The following is a 20,939-nucleotide window of genomic DNA, read 5'->3' as shown; positions in this document are numbered from 1 at the left end:
GGCATCACGCCGAGACGCCTCCTCTGCCTGAGTTTAGGCATTCCATCGGTGGCATCTTGGGCAAACGCGACAGTGTTATTGGAGGATCGCGCCACCATCTTGAGCACGTTCGGCGACGTCGCCCGGCGTCATGCCATACCGCTGTCTGAAGGCGCGGTAAAAATGCGATAGGTCACTGAAGCCGCAAGCATAGGCACAGTCAGTGATAGAAGCCGTGCGAAGTTTGCGCGTTGCCAGTTCCGTGCGCGCCTGTGTCAGTCGCAGGTGCAACAGGCGCTGTCCGGGGGTTTCACCGAAAGGCTTAAAATAGCGCTGCAAACTGCGCAGCGAGATGCCCAGCTGTTCGGCAAGTGTGCTGGGTCCAAAATCTGGATTTCGGTAATGTTGGCCTATCAGTTGCAAAGCGCGTTCAATGACTTGGCTGCGTGGATCAGCGTCTTGACTGCGCCGCTCGTGAAAATAGGCACCCATTAACCCATAAAGCGTCTCGCTAAGCTGCAAACCGATCTCGGTTTGACAATGCAACATCTTCACCAGCACCGCGCGAAGCGCCATCCATAGGGGGTCTTGGCGGTCAATCGCCATGCCGCCATTGCAGACATCACCAAAACGTCCAATCATCTCATCCCGCGGAAGATGAACTGAGATTTGGTGCGCCAACTGTCCATCATACACGAATTGCGACGGCTGCGTTGCATCAACGATGAACATGTCGCCCGGCCGCAACAAAGTCGACGTCGCGTTTTGATGCACGACGCAGTGCCCGACATCTTGAACCAGCAGAAAAAAATGCTCCCCCGGATCGCGCCGGATACAGGCCTGTGTGCGGGTGACTTTCTCTACATCGAGCGAAATGAGCGCCGTCTCCAACCCGCCCATCATGCGCTGGCGTGCCAGCCCGTGCGAGGGGCCACCACGTCGCGCTGGTTCTATCTGGAAGGCCCCACAAATTTGCGAAATGTCTTCACGCAAAACTTCGATAGGGATGGCCTCAGTTGTGATCCGGCTTAGTGCTTTCATGTTCAATCCCTCCTCATCAACAGGCAGAATCCTAGCGCTACCAAACCAACGGGGCGCCCGTTCATCCCGGACCGAACTTGCTGTATACGCATCTTTTACCGTCTTTGCCGGGTCCAGTCGTAAGCGCAGCGCTTGGCCCTACATCTGGCCCGGCAAGAAAAGGACCAGCGCAGGGAATATCAGCAGCAGGATCAGGCGCAGGATATCGACCAACCAAAAGGGCGTAACCCCGCGGAAAATGGTACCGGTCGAGACATCGCCAACAACACCCTTAAGCACGAAAACATTAAGCCCCACCGGTGGGGTGATCAGGCTGATCTCGGTCACGACAACGACGATGATGCCGAACCAAACCGGGTCAAAGCCAAGGCTTGTCACCAATGGGAAGAAGATAGGCACCGTCAACAGCAGCATCGACATGCTTTCAAAGATGCAGCCGAGCGCAATATAGATCACGAGGATCAGCCCCATGACGACCCAAGGGCCGAGCTCCAGCGCAGTGACCGTTGCCAGCAGCCCTTCAGGCAGCCCTGCGAGGTTCACGAAGTTGGAGAAGATCCACGCGCCGATCAGAACCGAGAAGAGTGAGGCCGAAGTAAGTGTGGTTTCCTCCAGCACCTCCCGTAGCCCAGGCCAACTTAGCCCGCCGCGCGCCCAGGCGATGAGAAAGGCACCAGCTGCGCCCATGCCCGCTGCCTCAGTCGGAGAGAAAGCGAGGTGGATTGGCCAGAAGTCTAGGACGCCATAAAGCCCGCCAATGACCAATGCGAACAGCGCCAGAACCGACCAGACGTGGTTCAGCGCCCGTAGCCGCTCGCCCCATGTGGCACGCGGGCCAGCCGGGCCAGCGTCGGGGTTCATTGCCACTGAAAATCGCACCGCGCAGAGGTAGAGCAGAATGCCAAGCGCGCCGGGTACGATGCCTGCAATGAAAAGCGCTCCGATAGAGGTCTCGGTCAAAAGGCCATAGATTACAAGGATCACTGAAGGCGGGATTAGGATGCCAAGCGTACCACCAGCCGCGATGGAAGCGGTGGAGAGGCTATCGGCATAGCCATATTTGCGCATCTCAGGCATGGCGACTTTCGACATGGTCGCCGCTGTCGCCAGAGAGGAGCCGCAGATCGCCGCAAAACCGCCGCAGGCGACAATGGTGGCCATCGCCAAGCCGCCTCGGAAGTGGCCCAGGAACGCGTTGGAGACTTGGTAGAGTTCGCGACTGATGCCGCCTTTGTTGACGAAAAGCCCCATCAAGATGAACAGAGGGATGACTGATAGGCCGTAGTCTTGACTGGTGTCGATAATGAGCCGCGAAACCATCGAGATCGAGGCGCGGTAGCTGGTCTCGTAAACCAGTCCAATCATGCCCACGAGGCCCATCGCGAAGGCAATCGGCAAGCGCAGCAAAACGAGGGCGAAAACGGCAGCGAAGCCGATGGCGGATGCGATCATGGGGCAGGGTCCAGAAGTTGCGGCGCAAACAGGCGCAAAAGCCCGCGCAGGATCAGCACCACAGCCGTGAGATAGGTCATCACTGCGATAAACATGCCGATGTAGAAGGTCGGAATTTCGAGATATTCGGTCACGTCGCCATAGCTCAGCGCTCGGTAGGCGAGATCAACCACGCGACCCGCCGGAAACCACAGCATCACCCCGCAAGCCAAGGTCACCAGCCCGTCCCGCCAACGCTGCAAACGCCACTTCGCAAAGGAATGATCCAAGAGGTCGGCAGCGATATGTCCTTCGCGTCCCGAAAGGACCGGCAAGGCAGAGAAGACAATCAGTGCAATGCCAATGCGGATCAATTCAGTAGCTGCTTCAATCGGGGCGTTGAAGACGGAGCGCATGATAACATCGGCAAAAGTCAGCACCATCAGCGCAAAAAGCGCGAGCGAGGCCATTGCCATTGGCAGAGCAGAAAGAGTGGAGGTGAGGCGGATCAAAGGACGCATGGCGGTTCCCTGTGTTAGGGCCGAAGGCAGGACGCCCCCGGCCCCTATGGGTTACTGGCTGGCGTTCGCCATTTCTTCGCGCATCATCTCATAGGCGGCTTGACCGTCGATGCCAGCTTCGTCCAATTCAGCGATCACCTTGTCGCGCACTTTAGCGGCCATGTCCGCGAAACGGGCTTGATCCTCTTCCGAGGCCGTGACGATTTTGTTGTCGCCAGCGGCTTCCGTCGCCTCGCGTGCATCAACGTCGCTCTGATCCCAAACCGCGCCCATCATGCGGCTTGCGGTTTCGCCAAAGACCTCGTTATCGAGCTTTTGTTGCACGTCTTCGGGCAGGCTGTCGAAGGTCTCTTGGCTCATGATGACGGAGAAAGAGCCGCGGTAAAAACCGCCGGGCATTTCATAGACATTCTTGGCCACTTCGTTAAGCTTGAAGCTAATCCGTTCGCCCATGTTCATCGCCACGGCATCGGCAGCACCAGAATCGAGGGTCTCGTAAACCTTTGGCGCAGGCACCTGAATGCCGACAAGGCCCAGTTCAGCACCCACATCAGCCGAGACACCGCCGCCAAGCCGGGTTTTTAGTCCTTGCAGGTCGTCAAGGTTGTTAACTGCCTTGTTTGAATGGATCTGGCCGGGGCCGTGGGTGGTCAATGCGATGACTTTGACACCACGGTGCTCGTCCAACTCAGACAGCATCGCCTCATGCACGCGCCAATGCGCAACGGACGCGGCCTCGGCGTTGCCTTCGTAGCCGGGGATTTCGACCAGTTTGGTGCCCACGAAACGCCCAGGCGTATAGCCATGGAACAGAATGGCGATATCAGCAGCGCCGTCGAGCAGCAGGTCCATCTGCGCAGGCGGCGGGGCCAGTCCGGTTTTCAACTCGGTTTCGATCAGCCCATCGCTGGCCTCTGACATCATGTCGGTAAGCTGCGTGAACATGCCAGTGTTCACCGGGTGGCTTGGCGGCAGCCAGGTGGAAATGGTCAGTGTCTCAGCGGCAAAAGCACCGGTGGCGGTGCAAAGCGCGAGCGCAGAAGTGGCTAGAAATTTGGTGAATTTGGTCATCGTGGGCTCCTCCCCATATCGTTCGATATGCCTTGGCAGGGTTCTCCCAAACCCGTCTCGCCAAGTATATGCTTTTTCATGTATCCACATTTAAAGCACGATTGGAACCACTTTTTCGAAGGGCTGTACGCGGGGGTTCAGCCTTGCCAATCCTCTTGCGCTTCAAGCACGGCCAAGAGCGATTTAAGCGCGGGCTTTAACTGCGCCCCTACGTTTCCCTGCAACATTTCCATCAAAGCAGCTTCGTGCTTCTGCGCTTGCGGCACAAGTTCTGCGGTGAGCGCGCGGCCAGCATCGGTTAGGTAAACGCGTACCCGTCGGCCATCCGCAGGGTCGCTGCGACGAATCAGCAATCCCCGGTCTTCCATCTGGCCAATAATGCGGGTGAGACGGGATTGTTCGGCCAGTGCTCTTCGCGCAAGCTGCGTAATCATCGCTCCGTCCGTATCGGCAAGGCAGGCCAGCACGCGCCATTCTGGCACGCGAAGCCCCGCCTTGCGCACCTTGGTGTGAAATTGCGCGCTGGCCGCGTCGCTGGCGGCGGCTAGCAAATAGAGCAGGTAGTCCGAGACAAAGCCCGGTGCTTGCCCAGTACCCTCTACGCGTTTTGCTTTGGTTGTCTGCTGCGTCACGCCGCTTAACCCTTTGACGTTTGGGGGCAACCGTGCACCCCGGTATTCTTAAATGGCGGCCGAACGCACGCTTGGCAAGAAAACCCTTGACCGAAACTATATGAAAAATCATATTGTTTGTCACGGGAGGAGTTCACATGTCGAAGATTAACGCCATCGTGCGCGAGGTCACAGCGCTGACCGAGCGCATCAGCGAATTTCGCATTGCTGCCGCGGACGGTGCTGCTTTGCCCGTTTGGGAGGCCGGGGCGCATGTGCTGTTCGATCTGCCAGACGGGGACACGCGGGCCTATTCGCTGATCGCCTTTGAGCCGATCCCGGAACACCCTGAAGAATACCGTATTGCCGTGCAGCGTGAGCCCGAAGGCAAGGGCGGCTCGACCCATATGCACGGGCTAAAACCGGGGGCTAAGATCACCTGCGCCGAACCAAAAAACGATTTCCCCCTGACGCCGGATGCGCCCGCGGTGCTGCTCGCCGGGGGGATTGGGATCACGCCAATGATCTCTATGGCAACCTGTCTAAAGGACGCGGGGCAAACGTTTAAGTTCCACTATTCGGGCCGTAGTGCTAGGCTGATGGCCTACCGTGAGGTTCTGCAAGAAGCCTTTGGCGACAGTCTGCATCTGCACTGTGATGACGACGCCAGTTCGTTAAACCTCGATGCGGTGATTGCAGATTTGACACCGGGAGCGCATCTCTATGTTTGCGGCCCTAAGGGGCTTATTGACGCGGCCAAAGCAAAAGCCGAAGCAGCCGGGATTGCCGCCAACCGGATTCACTTTGAACTTTTTGACGCGCCGCAAGAGCAAGAGGGCGACAGCGCCTTTGAGGTCGAACTGGCTTCGAGCGGCGAGGTGTTCACCATTCCCCCCGGCCAATCCATCATCGACGTGCTGGAGGCTGGAGGCGTCGACGTCATGTACGATTGCCAGCGCGGCGACTGTGGCATCTGTCAATGCGATGTCATCAGCGGGACGCCGGATCACCGTGACGTGGTATTGTCAGAAGCCGAACGCGCGGCTGGGAACGTCATGCAGATCTGCGTGAGCCGCGCCAAATCACCGCGCCTAGTCCTAGACATTTGAGGGAGGATTTCATGGGACGTTACGACAGCCCGGCGGCATTGGCCGCCCTCGTGCAGCCACATCAGGTCCACCGCGACATCTACACGGACCAAGAGGTCTTTCAGCAGGAGATGAAGCATCTCTTTGCCAATGCTTGGGTCTTTGTCGGCCACGAAAGCCAGACACCAAACAAGGGCGATTACTTCAGCACACATATCGGCACCCAGCCCGTCATTCAGGTGCGCCATTCGACGGGCGACATCCATGTGCTGCTGAACCGTTGCCCCCACAAAGGCACCAAAATCGTCATCGATCGGCAGGGCAACACGGGCAAGTTCTTCCGCTGCCCCTATCACGCGTGGAGCTTTAAAACCGATGGCTGTCTTTTGGCGATCCCGCTCAAGAAGGGCTACCAGAACACCGGGCTGGAAGAGACCGACAGCGGCAAGGGGATGCGCAGTGTTGGCGATGTAAAGAACTACCGCGGTTTCATTTTTGCGCGGCTGGCCGAAGAGGGGATGAGCTTTGAGGAGTTCTTTGGCGATAGCCTGACCTCGCTCGACAATATGGTGGACCGGTCCCCTGCTGGGCGGCTCGAAGTCGTCGGACCACCGCTGCGCTACCTGCATCACTGCAACTGGAAGATGCTGGTCGAAAATCAGACCGATACCTGCCACCCGATGGTGGCACATGAGAGCTCGGCCGGCACGGCAGTGAAACTTTACGAAGAGATGGGCCTGCCGGAGGATGCGCCGAAGCCGCCTGCGATGGAGATCATCGCCCCCTTCATGTCGCCTTATGAATTCTTCGAAGGCATGGGTATCCGCACGTGGCCCAACGGCCATGGGCATACAGGGGTAAATCATTCTATTCACTCAGATTATTCTGCCATTCCCGGCTATTTCGAAGCACTCTGCGACAGCTATGGAGAAGAAAAAGCCAAAGCGATCTTGGACGAGAACCGGCACAACACCGTTTATTTCCCGAACATCATGATCAAGGGACCGATACAGCAACTGCGGGTGTTCATCCCTATCGCGGCGGACCGCACGGTGGTGGAGAGCTATATCTACCGTCTGGTTGACGCACCGGACGAGTTGACCGCCCGCACGGCAATGTACAACCGCATGATCAACGCGCCGACCTCCATCGTGGGACACGACGACCTTGAGATGTATGAGCGTGCGCAAGAAGGGCTGATGGTCGACGGTTTGGAATGGGTGAACATCCAGCGGTTGATTGATGAAGACGAGGATTTCGAGGTCGAGGCGGTCGAGAACGGCACCACCGAACGTCAGATGCGCAACCAGTTTCACGCTTGGGTCAAATTCATGACAATGGGCCACAAGGCGGAGGCTGCGGAATGACTGTTACACGCGAAAGCCTGATCGATTTCATCTATGACGAAGTACGCATGTTGGACGAGGGGCGCTTTACCGAGTGGCTGAACCTCTGGCTGCCCGATGGACACTATTGGATGCCGCTGGACTATCAGCAAAAAGACCCGATCAACGAGACCTCGCTGATGTATGAGGATATGTTCATGCTGAAGCTTAGGGTCGAGCGGTTGAACGGAGCACGGACCTTTAGCCAAAAGCCTAAAAGCCGGTGCCATCATGTGATCCAGCGTCCCTATGTCGACCAGATGGACATGGAGGCAGGGCGTTTTGTAACGACCACTTTCATGCACTACGTTGAGACTCGTCTGGACGAACAGCAACTGCTTGCCGTCACCGCGCGGCACGATTTGGCGCTGGTCGATGGGGCGCTGAGGATCGCAAACAAGAGGGTCGACATCGTCAATTGCGACGCGGCCTTCCGTAACATCCAGTTGCTGCCATGATCGCGCCCGAAACCGCTACGGTCTATGCAGCTTTTGACGATACCGCTGCGCACCACCCGGATCGGGCATTCCTGAATGTGCTGCCGGAAACGGCGGAGATCTACGGTATCGCGGCGGGGGAGATGTCCTATGCCGATGCAGTGCGTGAGGTTGCGGCTTTACGCGCAGGGATCGCGCAGGCAGGCTATTTACCCGGTCAGCGGGTCATGCTGCTGATGGAGAACCGCCCGGCCTTCTTCCTTTGGTGGCTGGCGTTGAATGGACAAGGTTTGTCGGTTGTGCCGGTGAACCCGGATTTGCGTGCCGCGGAGCTCAGCTACATGATCGACCACGCCGAGCCGGTCTTAGCGGTCGCGATCCCCTCTCGGGCGGGAGGTCTACGCGCGGCAGCGCAGGAAGTTGGGCGTGAAATGCCGGTGATTTCGCCGGACGATCCGCTGCCCGCACCTGTCACGTCCGATGCAATTGCTCGGCGGAACGGCGGTGTGGCAGATGCCGAAGCGGCATTGCTCTACACCTCAGGCACCACGGGCCAGCCAAAGGGCTGTATCCTGACCAACACCTATTTTCTCGACGCCGGGCGGTGGTACGCGGACACAGGAGGGCTTTGCGCATTGTCGACGAAGGGCGAGCGCATGATCACCCCGCTGCCAATCTTTCACATGAATGCGATGGCCTATTCCTTCATGGCGATGATCGCCGTAGGCGGGTGTCTCACCGCACTTGACCGCTTCCATCCGCGCACGTGGTGGGCCTCGGTACGGGCGTCTAAAGCGACTTGTCTGCACTATCTCGGCGTAATGCCCTCTATGCTGATGGGGGCTGATGAAAGCGCGAAGGACCGAGAGCACAGCGTGCGTTTCGGTTTTGGCGCCGGGGTTGATCCGAAACTACATGCGGCATTTGAAGCGCGTTTCGGCTTTCCGCTGGTGGAGGCTTGGGCGATGACGGAGACGGGTGCGGGGGCTGTGATCTGCGCCAACCGTGAGCCGCGCCGGGTGGGCGAAAGCTGTCTTGGTGCGCCCGAAGTGGGGTTGGAGGTGCGGCTGGTCGATGACGCCGGGCAAGAGGCCGATCAGGGGGAATTGCTGGTCCGCCGCAGTGGGGCCGACCCCCGACGAGGTTTTTTTGCTGGTTATTTCAAGAACGCCGAGGCTACTGGTGAAGCTTGGGCGGACGGCTGGTTCCACACCGGGGACATCGTGCGGCGTGCGCCTGACGGGGCCATGTTCTTCGTCGACCGCAAGAAGAATGTCATCCGCCGTTCGGGTGAGAACATCGCTGCGGTTGAGGTGGAATCGACCTTGATGCGGCACCCGGCCGTCGCGAGTGCGGCCGTGGCAGCGGTGCCAGATGCGCTGCGCGGGGATGAGGTTTTCGCCTGTATCGTTGCCAAGGACACAGACGCCGATCCTGCCACCTTGGCCCATGAAATCACCCAATGGTGCCTAACCCAACTCGCCTATTACAAAGCCCCCGGTTTTATCGCTTTTGTCGATGCGCTGCCGCTTACCGCAACCCAAAAACTTCAACGCGGCGTGTTGAAAACGCAGGCCGCCGACTTGCTCGACGATCCCGCAACGCAGGACATGCGCGGGATGAAGAAACGGACGGCGGCATGAGGCATCAAAGCTATGACGGTGTGGTCCTGGCGGCACCTACCTCGGTGCCCTATGTCCGTTACAGCAATGAGACCGCGCATTGGTGGATCGCCCGGGCCCTGCGTGCGATGTTGGGCAAGGCCGGGATCGCGCCGGGGGAATTGGACGGGTTCTCAGTCTCTAGCTTTTCGCTCGCACCTGATACACCTGTGGGGTTGACCCAGCATCTCGGCCTCAGTCCGCGTTGGCTTGATACCGTGCCGACGGGCGGGGCGAGCGGGGTCATCGCCCTGCGCCGCGCTGCGCGGGCTGTGCAGGCGGGAGATGTGGATGTCGTAGCCTGTGTAGCGGGTGACGCGAACCGGATTGATAGCTTCCGAACACTACTCAGCGGGTTTTCACGCTTCTCGATGGACGCGACATTCCCCTACGGTTTCGGCGGACCAAACGCGAGTTTTGCTCTGCTGATGGATCGCTATATGCAGGAATTTGGTGCCACACGCGAGGATTTTGGCCGGATCGCCGTGGCCCAACGGGACAATGCACTGCACTACCCAATTGCGTTGATGAAGACCCCGCTTAGTCTTGCTCAGTATCTCGACGCGCGAATGATCTCCGACCCCATTGCGCTGTTCGACTGCGTGATGCCCTGCGCCGGGGCCGAGGCCTTTTTGGTCATGCGCGAGGATGAAGCCCTGCGGCGCGACCTGCCTTTCGCCCGGATCAGCGGCACGATCGAACGGCACAACGCCTACCCGGAAGACCCGATGCAACTGCGCGGCGGCTGGGGTATGGATATTGACGAGCTTTACGCGATGGCGGGTCATGGACCGGAAGCAATCGATCTGCTGCAAACCTATGACGACTACCCGGTGATTTCGATGATGCAGTTCGAAGACCTTGGCTTTTGCGCCAAGGGTGATGGTGCAGCCTTTGTTCGTGAGCGGAATCTGACGATCAGCGGTGACTTCCCACACAACACATCGGGCGGACAGTTGTCGGTGGGCCAAGCCGGGGCGGCGGGTGGCTATCTTGGACTGGTTGAGGCGATCCGGCAAGTGACCGGGCAAGCCGAAGGCACGCAGGTTCGGGGCGCGACGCGGGCGCTGGTCTCGGGCTTTGGCATGATCAATTATGACCGAGGCGTCTGCTCTGCCGCAGCGATTATTGAGGGGGGCGGCGCATGACAGAGCCTTTGACACCGCCGCAAAAGAAAAACCCGCAAAAGCGCAGCACGGTCCCCACGCTTCCGCCCGCACAACGGTCGCGGGCCGCTCTTGGGTTGGCGATTGCCGCAGGTCGGGGGCAGTTCGCCTTGCAACACTGCGCCGACTGTGGCGCGGTGCAATATCCACCGCGCGACGCCTGTTGCAGATGCCTCTCGGTCGCGCTGGATTGGCGCGAGACAGATCGCGCAGGCGAAGTGCTCGCCGAAACAACCATCCGCGTCTCGCCCGACCCTTATTTCCGTGAGCGGGTGCCGTGGCGCATTGGCACGGTGCAACTCGCAGCCGGGCCTGTCGCGGTCTGCCATCTACATGGCGAGGTGGGGCGCGGCAACCAGGTCCGCTTGGCGTTGAAGTTGGACAAAGCCGGGCAGGGGGTCATGGTGGCGCTGCCGGAACAGGGGAGTGAGTGGGTGCAGGACGATCCGATGATGCGCGAAATGTCATGCGATCCGAAACACCGCCGGGTGCTGATCACCGATGCGCGGTCGCCTCTTGCCTTGCCGCTCGCGCAGGCGCTGTTGAAGGCGGGCGCCGCGACCGTCTTTCTGGGTGAGCCGGAAGAATGGCGGCGGTGGGAAGGTCGCGCGACATTCGAAGGGATTGAGAACGTCAATCTCATGCCGCTTGATGTGACCGATACCACTTCCGTTGCGCGTCTCGCGGCTGAGATCGGCGGCAAGGTCGACATCCTGATCAACACTGCGCAATTCATCCGCCCCGGCGGCGTGATGGGCGGCGATACGGTCTTTGCGCGGGAGGGGATGGAGACCAATGCGCTCGGTCTAATGCGATTGGCGCAGAGCTTTGGGCCGGCGATGGCCTCCCGGACGGCGGATGGGGTCAATGCGGCGGCGGCTTGGGTGAACCTGCTGTCGGTCGGCGCGCTGGCACCTGATACGGGCTTTGGCGGGTTTGACGCATCGCAAGCCGCAGCACGGTCGCTTAGCCAAACGCTGCGGGCGGAGTTTGCCGGATCGGGGCTGCGGGTGATGAATGTCTATACCGGGCCGATTGACGACGAATGGCATCAGCCTTTGCCGCCGCCCAAAGTCTCACCCCGCGCGTTCGCGCGAACTGTGATAAGCGGGCTGGTCGATGGGCTTGAAGAGGTCGCTTGCGGCGACGTGGCGAAAGATACGCTGACGCGTTGGCTGGATAATCCAGCGCTAATGGAACGCGAAAGCAGGGGAGGCGGGGCATGAGCGATGCAATTACGGCACTGGCCGGCGCGCTGGCGAGCGGTGCGGCTAAAGTGGTCGATCTGACCCACCGGCTTGACCCCGATTTCCCAGTTATCGTTTTACCACCGGAGTTCGGGCAATGCGCGCGATTTCGGATGGAGGAGGTTTCGGCCTATGACCATCGCGGCCCCGCGTGGAAATGGCACAATCTGACGCTGAACGAACACACCGGAACCCATTTCGACGCGCCGATCCACTGGGTATCGGGCAAGGACGTCGCAAATGGCGCGGTAGACGAAATCCCGCCGGAGGCTTTTATCGGCCCGGTGGTGGTGATCGATTGCTCTGAAGGCGCCAGTCATGACGATGATTTCGAGTTGACGCCAGAGATCATCCTTGCGTGGGAGGAGGCACATGGCACGATCCCCGCTAACGCTTGGGTCCTAATGCGGACCGATTGGTCGAAGCGCCGCGGGGCGGATTACCTCAACATGCGCGAGGATGGCGCGCATTCCCCCGGTCCGACCCCCGCTGCAATCAACTTGCTGCTAGAGCGCAAAATCCGTGGCTTTGGTACGGAAACCGTTGGCACGGATGCCGGGCAGGGGATGCATTACGACCCACCTTTTCCCGCCCATTACCTGCTGCACGGGGCGGGCAAATACGGGCTGCAATGTCTGTGCAACCTCAACCACCTTCCGCCTACCGGTGCCATCCTGATTGCCCCACCTCTCAAGATCAAAGGCGGGACAGGCAGCCCCTTGCGCGTGCTCGCCCTGATACCGGGAGATAAGACATGAGTGATTATACCGCCGTCATCACCGGAGGCAGCAAAGGCATCGGCGCCGATCTGGCGCAGCGATTGTTAGAGCGCGGCTATCGCGTGGTCTCCATCGCACGGGGCAAGCCGCAGTGGGAGGCAGAGGGGTGTGAGCATATCGAGGCGGATTTGCTGGACCCCGCGTCCGTCTCCGCAGTCGGTGCCGATATTGCGGCGCGTTATGAGGTCACCCATCTGGTGCATAACGCCGGGCTGATCTGGCCCAATCTGATCGAAGAGGCCAAGCCTGAAGACATCACCGGCCTTGCACAACTGCACCTCGGCTCCGCCCTATCCTTGCTCCAAGCCTTCTTGCCTGCCATGAAAGAACGCAGCTTCGGTCGGGTCATGTTCAACGCCTCCCGTGCGGCGTTGGGTGCGCCAACGCGCACGGCTTATTCCGCATCGAAAGCAGGAATGATCGGCATGGCGCGAACCTGGGCGCTGGAACTGGCACCGCATGGGATCACCGTCAACGTGGTCGCCCCCGGCCCAGTACAGACGGATAACTTCTGGGGCATCATCCCAAAAGAGAGCGCTCGTGAAGCGGAACTTGCCAAGCGCATCCCCGTAGGACGTCTAGGACAGGTTCAGGATGTGACTAACGCATTTTTGTTTTTTTGCGATCCTGCCAACAGCTTCGTTACGGGCCAGACGCTATTCGTATGTGGGGGATCAAGCATCGGAACGCTGACGCTGTAAGTCGTGTAGCGATCATAGTTGTACTAGATTTTACGGGACTATTTCCTACAGAAGACCTCGGTCGGGCTCCTTATGAGCGATACCTGAACCGCGACCTGTCGAGCTCAAGGTATGGCGTCATCGCATTTCCTCTAAGATCTTTTCGCGGAAGACCTCGGTTGGCGCCTTCCATCCGAAACTCTTACGCGGCGTGTTGCTGAGGCGATCAAAGATCACCTTCATGTTGTAATCTGTGCATTGTCGAAGGTCGGGTTTGCGAGCAGCCACCTTCGAAAACGTCAGTTACTTCCCGACTGTGCCTTTCTGCCAAGGACTGGAGGCGCGGCAGAACTACGTCAGTGTTCCGTTCCCAGCCAGGAGATGTGGCCAACTGACGAAGTCAATTTGTGGATCGGCGGGCAATCATGCCCCTCATCGAAGTGCTCGGGTAGCTTGCCCGATGCGGTGTAGCCTTCATACAACGCATCCGTATCCAGGTTCAGGTCATTCGCGGCACTTGAAGTGCCCACTTTCGTTGCCAGTTTTGAAGATGTCGCATTGGTGGGTAAGGTGATCGAGTAGCGCTGTCGTCATCTTGGCGTCTCCGAAGACCAATGGCCACTCACCGAAGTCGAGGTTAGTCGTTACGATGATGGACGTACGCCCGTAAAGGCGACTGGCGAGGTGGAACAGCAGCTGGCCGCCGGTCTGTGCGAAGGGGAGATAGCCGAGTTCGTCAGATATTTCCTGAAGAAAGAGGAAGGCCCTCCAGTGGATCGTTCAAAGGGAGCTCGCGCGAAAGCTTACAGGGAAACGAGCTCGACGTTCTTTGCCAGAACCAAATCAGCAAGCGGCTCTGGCAGCTCATCGTTAGCGACCACGACATCAATCTCGCTCAGGTCGCAGAGTTTCACTAGACCGCCGGTGCCAATCTTGTCGGTGGTCAGCGCCAGCAGGGTCTGACGCGCATGGGCAATCGCCGTGCGGACACGCAGGACCTCGAATTCGTCATCATCGCGAAGCCTGCCCTGCATGTCGATGCCGCTCACCGCGATGATGGCATAATCGAAACTGAACTGAGAGATGAAGTCATCACCGCCCGCACCTAAAATCGCCCCGTCGATATGTCTCACGATCCCGCCGGGGATGGCCACGGTGAAATCCTCGCGGTCGTCGAAAACCGCCGCACTGCGGATGCTGTAGGTCACGATCTTGAGGTTGCGTCGCGCCAAAAGCGCAAGAGCGACTTCCTCGCAGGTGGTGCCGATGTCCAAAAAAATGGTCGCGCCGTCGGTGACGATACTTGCAATCCGCTCGGCGATGCTCTTTTTCTCGGCCGTTTGGCTGCGTTGCCGCTGCCGCCATGCGCGCTGGTCCAAGGCACCGGTAAAGGTGATGCCGCCATGTGTGCGCTTGACCCGCCCAAGCTTTTCCAGCTCATTCATATCGCGACGAATGGTCTGGGCAGACACGCCCAGAGCCTCGGCAGCCTCAGCCAGCGTGATATAGCCGCGCTCTTCGGCAATGCTCATCAACGCGGCGCGGCGTTTGTCTTTCTTGTCCGGTCCCAATGACATCAAGGATCGCCCGATCTAATAATTTTGCGTCACCCGCACGGTGGGCCGGCAGTTGTATCACGGCCCTATGCTATACCGAAAGACCAATGCCAATCCAGAACTTTGGAAGATATTTAACATTTATCTTGTAAATGATCTGACATTTTGTAGGTTGCTTGTAAGAACATGAACAAAAACAGAGGGGACATATCATGAAATTTCAAACCGCAAGTATCACCGCAGCCTTGATGCTGACCACGCAGGCCTATGCGGGTGAGATCACAATTTACACCTCCTATGAAGAAGATGAAGCCGCTGCATTTCTCGATCTGGCGCGGGAGGCGATGCCAGATGTCGAAATGAACATGCTGCGCCTGTCGACAGGCGATCTGGCCGCGCGGATCATCGCAGAGCAGGGCAACCCACAGCATGACGTGATCTGGGGTTTTGCCGCCTCGACCATCGTGAACCCTGAGATCGAAAAGACCCTTGAGCCCTATGCGCCTGAAGGCATCGAAGGCATCCCGGCGGCTTTTAAATCGGCAGACGACAAATGGTTCGCTGTGACCGGCTATATGGCGGCCTTTTGCGTGAACAATGAACGCCTGAAAGACAAGGGTCTCGAGATGCCGACCTCTTGGGCCGATCTGACCGATCCCGCCTTCAAGGGTGAAGTGGTTATGCCGAACCCAGCCTCCTCTGGCACCGGCTATATTCAGATTAGTTCGATCCTTCAGATGATGGGCGAAGAAGATGGTTGGGCACTTTTGGACGATCTCGATGAGAATGTCGCGCAATACATCAAATCCGGTTCCAAGCCTTGTCACGCAGCATCGGCGGGCGAGTATATCGTCGGCGCGTCCTATGACATGCGTGCGATCAAGAACATCGCCGAAGGCTACCCGATCACGATGGTGATCCCTTCCGAAGGGTCCGGTAACGAGTTGGAGGCCAACGCGCTGGTCGCAAGCTCGGACAATAAGGAAGACGCGAAGCGGTTCCTCGATTGGACGATCACCCCAGAAGCCGCCACAGCCTATGGTAAGTGGAAAGCGATCGTGACCATGCCGGGGGGTGAGAAGCCACAGCAATTCCTTGATGCGGGCTTGCCGAAAGACACCTCTGACGTTTTGCACCCCACGGATTTCAAAGCGGCTGCCGACGACCGCACGGCGATTATCGAAGAATGGCAGAAGCGCTACGAGAACTGATGGCTTTGCCCTCGGCCTAAGCACTCCTCGGGCCGAGACCGCCCCTGACCGATCCAAGGTCGGGGGCGTTATTTTCTTACAGACCAAAAGGCGATCCATGGATCTCGACGTTAAGAATACTACCAAACGATATGGCCATGTCACCGCGTTGAGTGATCTGTCGCTGACCATTCCGGCAGGCAGCCTGACCTGTTTTCTGGGCCCCTCAGGCTGTGGGAAAACCACCCTGCTGCGGGTCATCGCGGGGTTGGAGACTGCGGAGGAAGGCCAGATCCTTCTGGGGGAGGATGACCTGTCAGACACGCCACCGTCTGAGCGCAATTTCGGCGTCGTGTTTCAATCCTATTCGCTTTTCCCCAACCTGACCGCCCTGCGCAATGTGCAATATGGGCTTGAGTGTCGCGGCTGGAGCCGGGGGCGGCGCCGGGCGCGGGCGGAAGAGATGCTTGATCTTGTCCATCTGCGCGATCAGGCCGGCAAACTGCCCGAACAGATGTCGGGTGGGCAACAGCAGCGTATCGCTATCGCGCGTGCACTGGCGCCAGAACCCTCCCTTTTGCTGCTGGATGAACCGCTCTCAGCACTCGACGCAAAAGTCCGCGCCGAGCTGCGCAGTGAAATCCGCAGCATCCAGCAGAAATTCGGCATCACCACAATCATGGTTACCCATGATCAGAACGAAGCGCTTGAGATGGCTGATCAGATCGTCGTCCTGCGCGATGGGCAGATCGAACAAGTAGGCGCGCCGCGTGATCTTTATGCGCATCCGCAGACCCGTTTCGTGGCGGATTTTATCGGCGCGATCAACTTGCTCGACATCAGTGCCAATGCAGCCGGCAGAGCGCAGTTCGGAATGCAGGAGCTGCACATCGAAGGGCCGCTCAACGGGGCCACGACGCTCGGCCTGAGGCCTGAGGCAATAACCTTGAGCGATGAGCCGGCAGGGGCCGAAAACAGCTTGGCCTGCACGGTGACGAACACCCGTTTCATGGGCAATCTTCAACATGTCGAACTGCGCCCAAATGGCGCGCCGGATCAACTGCTTCAGGTAGAAATGAACGGGTTGGCCCAGACACCTCGACGGGGCGACCAACTGCTGGCCAATTTCCCGGCTAATGCGCTTTTGGTGCTGCGCTAATGGCTGATGTTATGGCTCCCCCGCGTCGCCGTTTGCCGAAGATGGGCGACACCACGATCTCGCTCGGCCTCTCGGTCCTCGTCCTTCTGGCATTGGCGGTGTTTTTCGTCGTCCCGGTCATTGCCATCCTATGGCGGAGCTTTGACACGGGCGCCGGGTATGGGCTTGGTAACTATGTTGCGGCACTCAGTGATCCACGCATATGGGAGCTTGTGGTCAACAGTCTCGCCGTATCGGGGCTCTCCGCCTTCTGCGCCGTGACGCTGGCCTATTTCTACGCCTATGCGTTGCAACGCACGCATGTCGTCTGGAAATCCGCGCTGCGCATGGTGGTTATGCTGCCGCTGTTTGCGCCCTCATTGATCCAAGCACAGGGGCTGATCTTTCTTCTAGGCCGCAATGGTATCTTCAACCGGTTTCTGGGCTTCGACATTGAGATCTACGGTTTCTGGGGCGTTGCGATTGCCAATACGCTTTATACTTTCCCCTATGCGTTCCTGATCCTCTCCGCCGCGCTCGCGGTGGCGGATGCCCGGCTTTATGAAGGGGCCATCGTCATGGGCGCGCGGCCTTTCAAGATATTTCGCACGGTGACGCTGGCCTCGACCAAGTTCGGGATTGCCGCGGCGCTTTTTGTCGCCTTCTCCCTGTCGATCACCGATTTCGGCAATGCCATCGTGATCGGGGGCAACTTCGATGTGCTGGCGACCGAGATTTACAGCAAGGTAATCGGGCAGGCCCAATTTCATCTCGGCGCGGTGATCGGGGTTATCCTGTTGGTCCCTGCGGCCCTCTCCAAACTGATCGTTGAGCGGATTTCCAAGAAGCAACACTCTCAGGTGACCGACAAATCGGTCGCGCTTCAAATCCGCCCGAACCGCAAGCGGGATTGGTTGTTTGGCACCTATGCGGGGCTGATTGTCGGGGTCTTTTTGTCGGTCCCGCTGATCGTGGTCTTTGCCAGTCTGGTCAAACTCTGGCCCTATAATATGAGCTTCACATTGCAGCATTACCGCTTTGACGTGCAAAACGGCACGGCGCCTTTGTGGAATTCGATCGGCGTGGCCATGGCGACTGCGTTTTTCGGGGTGATCGCGGTTTTTGCAGCGTCGATTGTGACGCTGAAATTCCGCACGCCGCTCAGCGGGCCGATCTCCTTCCTTGCGACCTTGCCAGCCTCGATCCCCGGCATGGTACTGGGGCTGGGCTATGTGCTGGCGTTCAACAGTCTTTCGAACCCGCTAAACTTCCTGTACGGGACCTTCCCACTGATCATCCTGCTCTATATCTACTACAACCATGCGCAGGGCTACCTGATCACCGCCACCAGTCTCAAACAGATCAGCAGCACCTTTGACGAGGCGTCTACCATGCTGGGTGGCAGCGCGTTGCGCACTTTGTTCAAGGTGACCCTGCCGTTGCTTTGGCCCACGCTGCTTGGTGTTGGGGTGTTCTTCTTTATGCGTGCGATGGTGTCGCTGTCGGCGGTGATCTTCCTCATCACCCCCCAAACGCAGGTTGCCGCGGTTTCGGTCCTGCAATTGGCCGACCGCGGCGCGACCAACCAAGCGGCGGCCTTTTCTGTCTGCATCATGGGCATTGTGATATTGATGCTGCTGCTCGTGCGCACGGTGCTTTGGGCTGCCGGGGCGCGTGGCGTTACTCTCATTCGATAAGGCGATGCACTCATGACAATTAAGGCGATCCTTTTTGATAAGGACGGCACTTTGCTGGATTACCACGCCACCTGGACCGAGGTGAATCTTAAGGCCGCGACTACAGCGGCGCGGGGCGATGCTGATCTGGCCAGAGAGTTGCTCATGTCGGCCGACGCCGATCCTGAGACCGGCCGCGCCGAAGCTGGAGGGCTTTTCGCGGCAGGCAACTCTGCCGAGATCGCTGAGGCTTGGATCGCGCATGGGGTGGACTGGAGCCGCGATGTGTTGATTGCCTGTATCGACGAGATATTCACAGCCGCCATGCAAAACGCCGTGCCGATCCCCGGGGGCGCTGAGGTGATCAGATCGCTTTCGGCGCAGGGCTACGTCATGGGGGTCGCCAGCAGCGATAGCGCAGCGGCGATTAAGGTGTTTTTGGATCACGCCGGACTGGCTGAGAATTTCGTCTTCATAGCCGGATACGACTCCGGCCACGGACATAAGCCGGACCCCGCAGCTCTGTTGGCCTTTGCCGGCGAGCTGGGTCTGGCACCACATGAGGTGGCGATGGTGGGGGACAATATCCAAGATCTGCAACTCGGAAGTGACAGCGGCGCGGGTCGGGTAATTGGCGTCCTAAGCGGTACTGGTAGTGAGCAAGATCTCTCCCCGATGGCTACGGACATCTTGCCGGATATCAGCTATCTTGGTCGCTTTCTATAAAGTTCATTTAGATGCCGGGCGCTCTGAGAAGGGCCGTTGCATTAACCGTCGGAATGTCAAAGACATGGTAGCTCCAAGCCGACGAGTATGTGATGATCCGGCATAACCCGTTCAAGTAGCACAGGTTTCCGCGCGAGATCATCCTGCTGGCGGTGCGCTGGTGTTGTCGCTATCCGCGTGCCGGGAGGTCCAAGATATCCTCCTCGAGCGGGGCGTCATTTTTGATGGGACAGTTGCCTTGTCTAGGTGAGGCCGGGTTGGGGCGATGTAGGTTTCCCGGATGGTCGGAGGACGTCATAGGCGTCATCATAGGGGGCATTCACATTGGACCTGTCGCAGTTTGATGCCGCTCCTTTGATAGCATTTACTGCAACAAAGGAGATGAACTATGGGACTGAAACGGACGGACGAATTCCGCCAGGATGCGGTGCGTATCGCACTGACGAGTGGGCTGACGCGCAAGCAGGTGGCTGACGATCTGGGTGTTGGCATGTCGACGCTTAACAAATGGATCACCGCGCACCGAGGCACAGACGTGGTGTCGAAAGAGGATTTGAGCCTCGCCCAAGAGAATGAGCGACTTCGGCGCGAGAACCGTCTTCTCAAGGAGGAGAGGGAAATCCTAAAAAAGGCCACCCAGTTCTTTGCGGGCCTAAAGCAATGAGATTTAGGTTTGTCGAGGAACACCGGAGCCACTTCCCCGTGAACCGCTTGTGTCACGTTGTCGGTGTCAGTTCGCGCGGTTTGCGAGCATTCCGAAGCCGTCCTGCCAGCCGCAGACAGCGGTCTGATCTGGTCACCTTGGCGCACATCAAAGAACAATCCCGTCTCAGCCTGGGCAGCTATGGCAGGCCGCGCATGACAGAAGAACTGAAGGAGATCGGCCTGAATATCGGTCACCGCCGTGTGGGTCGTTTGATGCGCCAGAACGGCATATCCGTGGTGCGAACCCGTAAACACAAGGTGACGACAGACAGTGATCACAAGTTCAATATTGCGCCAAACCTGCTGGACCGGGATTTTATGGCTGACCAACCGAACCAGAAATGGGCCGGTGACATCAGCTATGTCTGGACGCGTGAGGGATGGCTGTATTTGGCTGTCATCCTCGACCTGCATTCAAGGCGCGTGATCGGCTGGGCGGTCAGCAACCGTATGAAACGAGACTTGGCAATACGGGCTTTGAAGATGGCAATTGCGTTCAGGGCACCGCCCAAGAGCTGCATCCACCATACGGATCGCGGGTCGCAATATTGTTCGCACGACTACCAGAAACTTCTGCGCCAGCAAGGCTTCAAGGTGTCGATGTCTGGCAAGGGCAATTGTTACGACAATGCTGTCGTCGAGACCTTCTTCAAAACCATCAAAGCTGAACTCATTTGGCGCAGGTCATGGGAAACACGGCGGCAAGCTGAGATGGCGATCTTTGAATACATCAACGGCTTCTACAACCCACGGCGACGCCACTCAGCACTGGGCTGGAAAAGCCCCGTCGCCTTCGAACGGAAAGTGGCTTAAACGAGCACTTGGGGCGGCACGAAAGCGGGACAGGTCCA

At 58.6% G+C, this 20,939-nt stretch carries 19 protein-coding genes and 2 pseudogenes; 13 read left to right on the top strand and 8 right to left on the bottom strand.

What is annotated here, in order from left to right:
* Window positions 1-75: 75 nt before the first annotated feature.
* The 5 genes from HTT03_RS01740 to HTT03_RS01720 form a co-directional block, all read right to left on the bottom strand.
* A complete protein-coding gene (locus tag HTT03_RS01740) occupies window positions 76-1,020 on the bottom strand; it encodes a helix-turn-helix domain-containing protein (protein ID WP_174858161.1) in 945 nt (314 codons plus the stop codon).
* A 138-nt stretch (window positions 1,021-1,158) separates the two neighbouring features.
* A complete protein-coding gene (locus HTT03_RS01735; RefSeq protein ID WP_174858160.1) occupies window positions 1,159-2,472 on the bottom strand; it encodes a TRAP transporter large permease in 1,314 nt (437 codons plus the stop codon).
* Window positions 2,469-2,972: a TRAP transporter small permease gene (locus HTT03_RS01730; RefSeq protein WP_174858159.1), complete on the bottom strand. Its 504-nt coding sequence runs from the start codon at window positions 2,970-2,972 to the stop codon at window positions 2,469-2,471. The genes HTT03_RS01735 and HTT03_RS01730 overlap by 4 nt, the downstream gene beginning before the upstream one ends.
* Before the next feature lie 51 nt (window positions 2,973-3,023).
* Window positions 3,024-4,043, bottom strand: coding sequence for a TRAP transporter substrate-binding protein (locus tag HTT03_RS01725; RefSeq protein ID WP_174858158.1), 1,020 nt, complete (start codon window positions 4,041-4,043; stop codon window positions 3,024-3,026).
* A 137-nt stretch (window positions 4,044-4,180) separates the two neighbouring features.
* Window positions 4,181-4,675, bottom strand: a complete 495-nt coding sequence (locus HTT03_RS01720; protein WP_174858157.1) for a MarR family transcriptional regulator — start codon at window positions 4,673-4,675, stop codon at window positions 4,181-4,183.
* A gap of 137 nt (window positions 4,676-4,812) precedes the next feature.
* On the opposite strand from HTT03_RS01720, the gene HTT03_RS01715 reads away from it, so the two are divergent.
* The 8 genes from HTT03_RS01715 to HTT03_RS01680 are packed head-to-tail and all read left to right on the top strand — an operon-like array spanning window position 4,813 to window position 13,118.
* Window positions 4,813-5,763: a PDR/VanB family oxidoreductase gene (locus HTT03_RS01715; RefSeq protein ID WP_174858156.1), complete on the top strand. Its 951-nt coding sequence runs from the start codon at window positions 4,813-4,815 to the stop codon at window positions 5,761-5,763.
* A gap of 11 nt (window positions 5,764-5,774) precedes the next feature.
* Window positions 5,775-7,109: an aromatic ring-hydroxylating dioxygenase subunit alpha gene (locus HTT03_RS01710; RefSeq protein WP_174858155.1), complete on the top strand. Its 1,335-nt coding sequence runs from the start codon at window positions 5,775-5,777 to the stop codon at window positions 7,107-7,109.
* Window positions 7,106-7,585 (top strand): aromatic-ring-hydroxylating dioxygenase subunit beta, encoded by a 480-nt coding sequence (locus HTT03_RS01705; RefSeq protein ID WP_174858154.1) that lies wholly within the window; start codon window positions 7,106-7,108, stop codon window positions 7,583-7,585. The genes HTT03_RS01710 and HTT03_RS01705 overlap by 4 nt, the downstream gene beginning before the upstream one ends.
* Window positions 7,582-9,207 carry an AMP-binding protein gene (locus HTT03_RS01700; protein ID WP_174858153.1) on the top strand — a complete coding sequence of 542 codons (1,626 nt, stop codon included), beginning with the start codon at window positions 7,582-7,584 and terminating at the stop codon, window positions 9,205-9,207. The genes HTT03_RS01705 and HTT03_RS01700 overlap by 4 nt, the downstream gene beginning before the upstream one ends.
* Window positions 9,204-10,373, top strand: a complete 1,170-nt coding sequence (locus HTT03_RS01695) for a thiolase family protein (protein ID WP_174858152.1) — start codon at window positions 9,204-9,206, stop codon at window positions 10,371-10,373. The genes HTT03_RS01700 and HTT03_RS01695 overlap by 4 nt, the downstream gene beginning before the upstream one ends.
* Window positions 10,370-11,617: an SDR family NAD(P)-dependent oxidoreductase gene (locus tag HTT03_RS01690; protein ID WP_174858151.1), complete on the top strand. Its 1,248-nt coding sequence runs from the start codon at window positions 10,370-10,372 to the stop codon at window positions 11,615-11,617. Before HTT03_RS01695 ends, HTT03_RS01690 begins: the two co-directional genes overlap by 4 nt.
* Window positions 11,614-12,396, top strand: a complete 783-nt coding sequence (locus HTT03_RS01685; RefSeq protein WP_174858150.1) for a cyclase family protein — start codon at window positions 11,614-11,616, stop codon at window positions 12,394-12,396. The genes HTT03_RS01690 and HTT03_RS01685 overlap by 4 nt, the downstream gene beginning before the upstream one ends.
* Complete coding sequence (locus HTT03_RS01680; protein WP_174858149.1) at window positions 12,393-13,118, top strand: SDR family NAD(P)-dependent oxidoreductase; 726 nt, start codon at window positions 12,393-12,395, stop codon at window positions 13,116-13,118. The genes HTT03_RS01685 and HTT03_RS01680 overlap by 4 nt, the downstream gene beginning before the upstream one ends.
* A gap of 117 nt (window positions 13,119-13,235) precedes the next feature.
* Here the strand turns inward: HTT03_RS01680 and HTT03_RS18950 are convergent.
* The 3 genes and pseudogenes from HTT03_RS18950 to HTT03_RS01670 all read right to left on the bottom strand — a co-directional run.
* Window positions 13,236-13,511: pseudogene (locus HTT03_RS18950) on the bottom strand (IS30 family transposase); the annotation flags it as partial.
* Between the two features lie 90 nt (window positions 13,512-13,601).
* Window positions 13,602-13,841 (bottom strand): annotated as a pseudogene (locus HTT03_RS01675) (ATP-binding protein); the annotation flags it as partial.
* 59 nt (window positions 13,842-13,900) lie between these two features.
* Window positions 13,901-14,674: a DeoR/GlpR family DNA-binding transcription regulator gene (locus HTT03_RS01670; RefSeq protein WP_174858148.1), complete on the bottom strand. Its 774-nt coding sequence runs from the start codon at window positions 14,672-14,674 to the stop codon at window positions 13,901-13,903.
* 191 nt (window positions 14,675-14,865) lie between these two features.
* Here HTT03_RS01670 and HTT03_RS01665 point away from each other — a divergent pair, with 191 nt between their 5' ends.
* From HTT03_RS01665 to HTT03_RS01645, 5 genes are all read left to right on the top strand, one after another.
* The gene (locus tag HTT03_RS01665) at window positions 14,866-15,864 is read left to right on the top strand and encodes an ABC transporter substrate-binding protein (protein ID WP_174858147.1); all 999 of its coding nucleotides are present in this window, start codon (window positions 14,866-14,868) and stop codon (window positions 15,862-15,864) included.
* Window positions 15,865-15,961: 97 nt separating this feature from the next.
* Complete coding sequence (locus HTT03_RS01660; protein ID WP_174858146.1) at window positions 15,962-17,002, top strand: ABC transporter ATP-binding protein; 1,041 nt, start codon at window positions 15,962-15,964, stop codon at window positions 17,000-17,002.
* 11 nt (window positions 17,003-17,013) lie between these two features.
* Complete coding sequence (locus HTT03_RS01655; protein WP_174858145.1) at window positions 17,014-18,678, top strand: ABC transporter permease subunit; 1,665 nt, start codon at window positions 17,014-17,016, stop codon at window positions 18,676-18,678.
* A gap of 12 nt (window positions 18,679-18,690) precedes the next feature.
* Complete coding sequence (locus tag HTT03_RS01650; protein WP_174858144.1) at window positions 18,691-19,383, top strand: HAD family hydrolase; 693 nt, start codon at window positions 18,691-18,693, stop codon at window positions 19,381-19,383.
* A gap of 388 nt (window positions 19,384-19,771) precedes the next feature.
* Window positions 19,772-20,901, top strand: a protein-coding gene (locus tag HTT03_RS01645) for an IS3 family transposase (RefSeq protein WP_174858008.1) whose coding sequence is annotated in 2 segments (ribosomal slippage) — window positions 19,772-20,015 and window positions 20,015-20,901 — 1,131 coding nt in all. Because the reading frame shifts where the segments join, the coding sequence is not laid out codon by codon here.
* Window positions 20,902-20,939: the final 38 nt, after the last annotated feature.

Source organism: Sulfitobacter maritimus, from assembly GCF_013346665.1.
GTDB lineage: Bacteria > Pseudomonadota > Alphaproteobacteria > Rhodobacterales > Rhodobacteraceae > Sulfitobacter > Sulfitobacter maritimus.
The sequence above is the reverse complement of the archived record's forward strand: the minus strand, read 5'-3'. Positions and strand labels throughout refer to the sequence as shown.

What these genes read in the sequence shown, in the direction of transcription:
- HTT03_RS01650 (WP_174858144.1), top strand. Translation starts at nt 18,691, where the DNA reads ATGACAATTAAGGCGATCCTTTTTGATAAGGACGGCACTTTGCTGGAT.
- HTT03_RS01730 (WP_174858159.1), bottom strand. Translation starts at nt 2,972, where the DNA reads ATGCGTCCTTTGATCCGCCTCACCTCCACTCTTTCTGCTCTGCCAATG.
- HTT03_RS01680 (WP_174858149.1), top strand. Translation starts at nt 12,393, where the DNA reads ATGAGTGATTATACCGCCGTCATCACCGGAGGCAGCAAAGGCATCGGC.
- HTT03_RS01660 (WP_174858146.1), top strand. Translation starts at nt 15,962, where the DNA reads ATGGATCTCGACGTTAAGAATACTACCAAACGATATGGCCATGTCACC.
- HTT03_RS01740 (WP_174858161.1), bottom strand. Translation starts at nt 1,020, where the DNA reads ATGAAAGCACTAAGCCGGATCACAACTGAGGCCATCCCTATCGAAGTT.
- HTT03_RS01685 (WP_174858150.1), top strand. Translation starts at nt 11,614, where the DNA reads ATGAGCGATGCAATTACGGCACTGGCCGGCGCGCTGGCGAGCGGTGCG.
- HTT03_RS01715 (WP_174858156.1), top strand. Translation starts at nt 4,813, where the DNA reads ATGTCGAAGATTAACGCCATCGTGCGCGAGGTCACAGCGCTGACCGAG.
- HTT03_RS01695 (WP_174858152.1), top strand. Translation starts at nt 9,204, where the DNA reads ATGAGGCATCAAAGCTATGACGGTGTGGTCCTGGCGGCACCTACCTCG.
- HTT03_RS01665 (WP_174858147.1), top strand. Translation starts at nt 14,866, where the DNA reads ATGAAATTTCAAACCGCAAGTATCACCGCAGCCTTGATGCTGACCACG.
- HTT03_RS01670 (WP_174858148.1), bottom strand. Translation starts at nt 14,674, where the DNA reads ATGTCATTGGGACCGGACAAGAAAGACAAACGCCGCGCCGCGTTGATG.
- HTT03_RS01725 (WP_174858158.1), bottom strand. Translation starts at nt 4,043, where the DNA reads ATGACCAAATTCACCAAATTTCTAGCCACTTCTGCGCTCGCGCTTTGC.
- HTT03_RS01655 (WP_174858145.1), top strand. Translation starts at nt 17,014, where the DNA reads ATGGCTCCCCCGCGTCGCCGTTTGCCGAAGATGGGCGACACCACGATC.
- HTT03_RS01735 (WP_174858160.1), bottom strand. Translation starts at nt 2,472, where the DNA reads ATGATCGCATCCGCCATCGGCTTCGCTGCCGTTTTCGCCCTCGTTTTG.
- HTT03_RS01705 (WP_174858154.1), top strand. Translation starts at nt 7,106, where the DNA reads ATGACTGTTACACGCGAAAGCCTGATCGATTTCATCTATGACGAAGTA.
- HTT03_RS01700 (WP_174858153.1), top strand. Translation starts at nt 7,582, where the DNA reads ATGATCGCGCCCGAAACCGCTACGGTCTATGCAGCTTTTGACGATACC.
- HTT03_RS01710 (WP_174858155.1), top strand. Translation starts at nt 5,775, where the DNA reads ATGGGACGTTACGACAGCCCGGCGGCATTGGCCGCCCTCGTGCAGCCA.
- HTT03_RS01690 (WP_174858151.1), top strand. Translation starts at nt 10,370, where the DNA reads ATGACAGAGCCTTTGACACCGCCGCAAAAGAAAAACCCGCAAAAGCGC.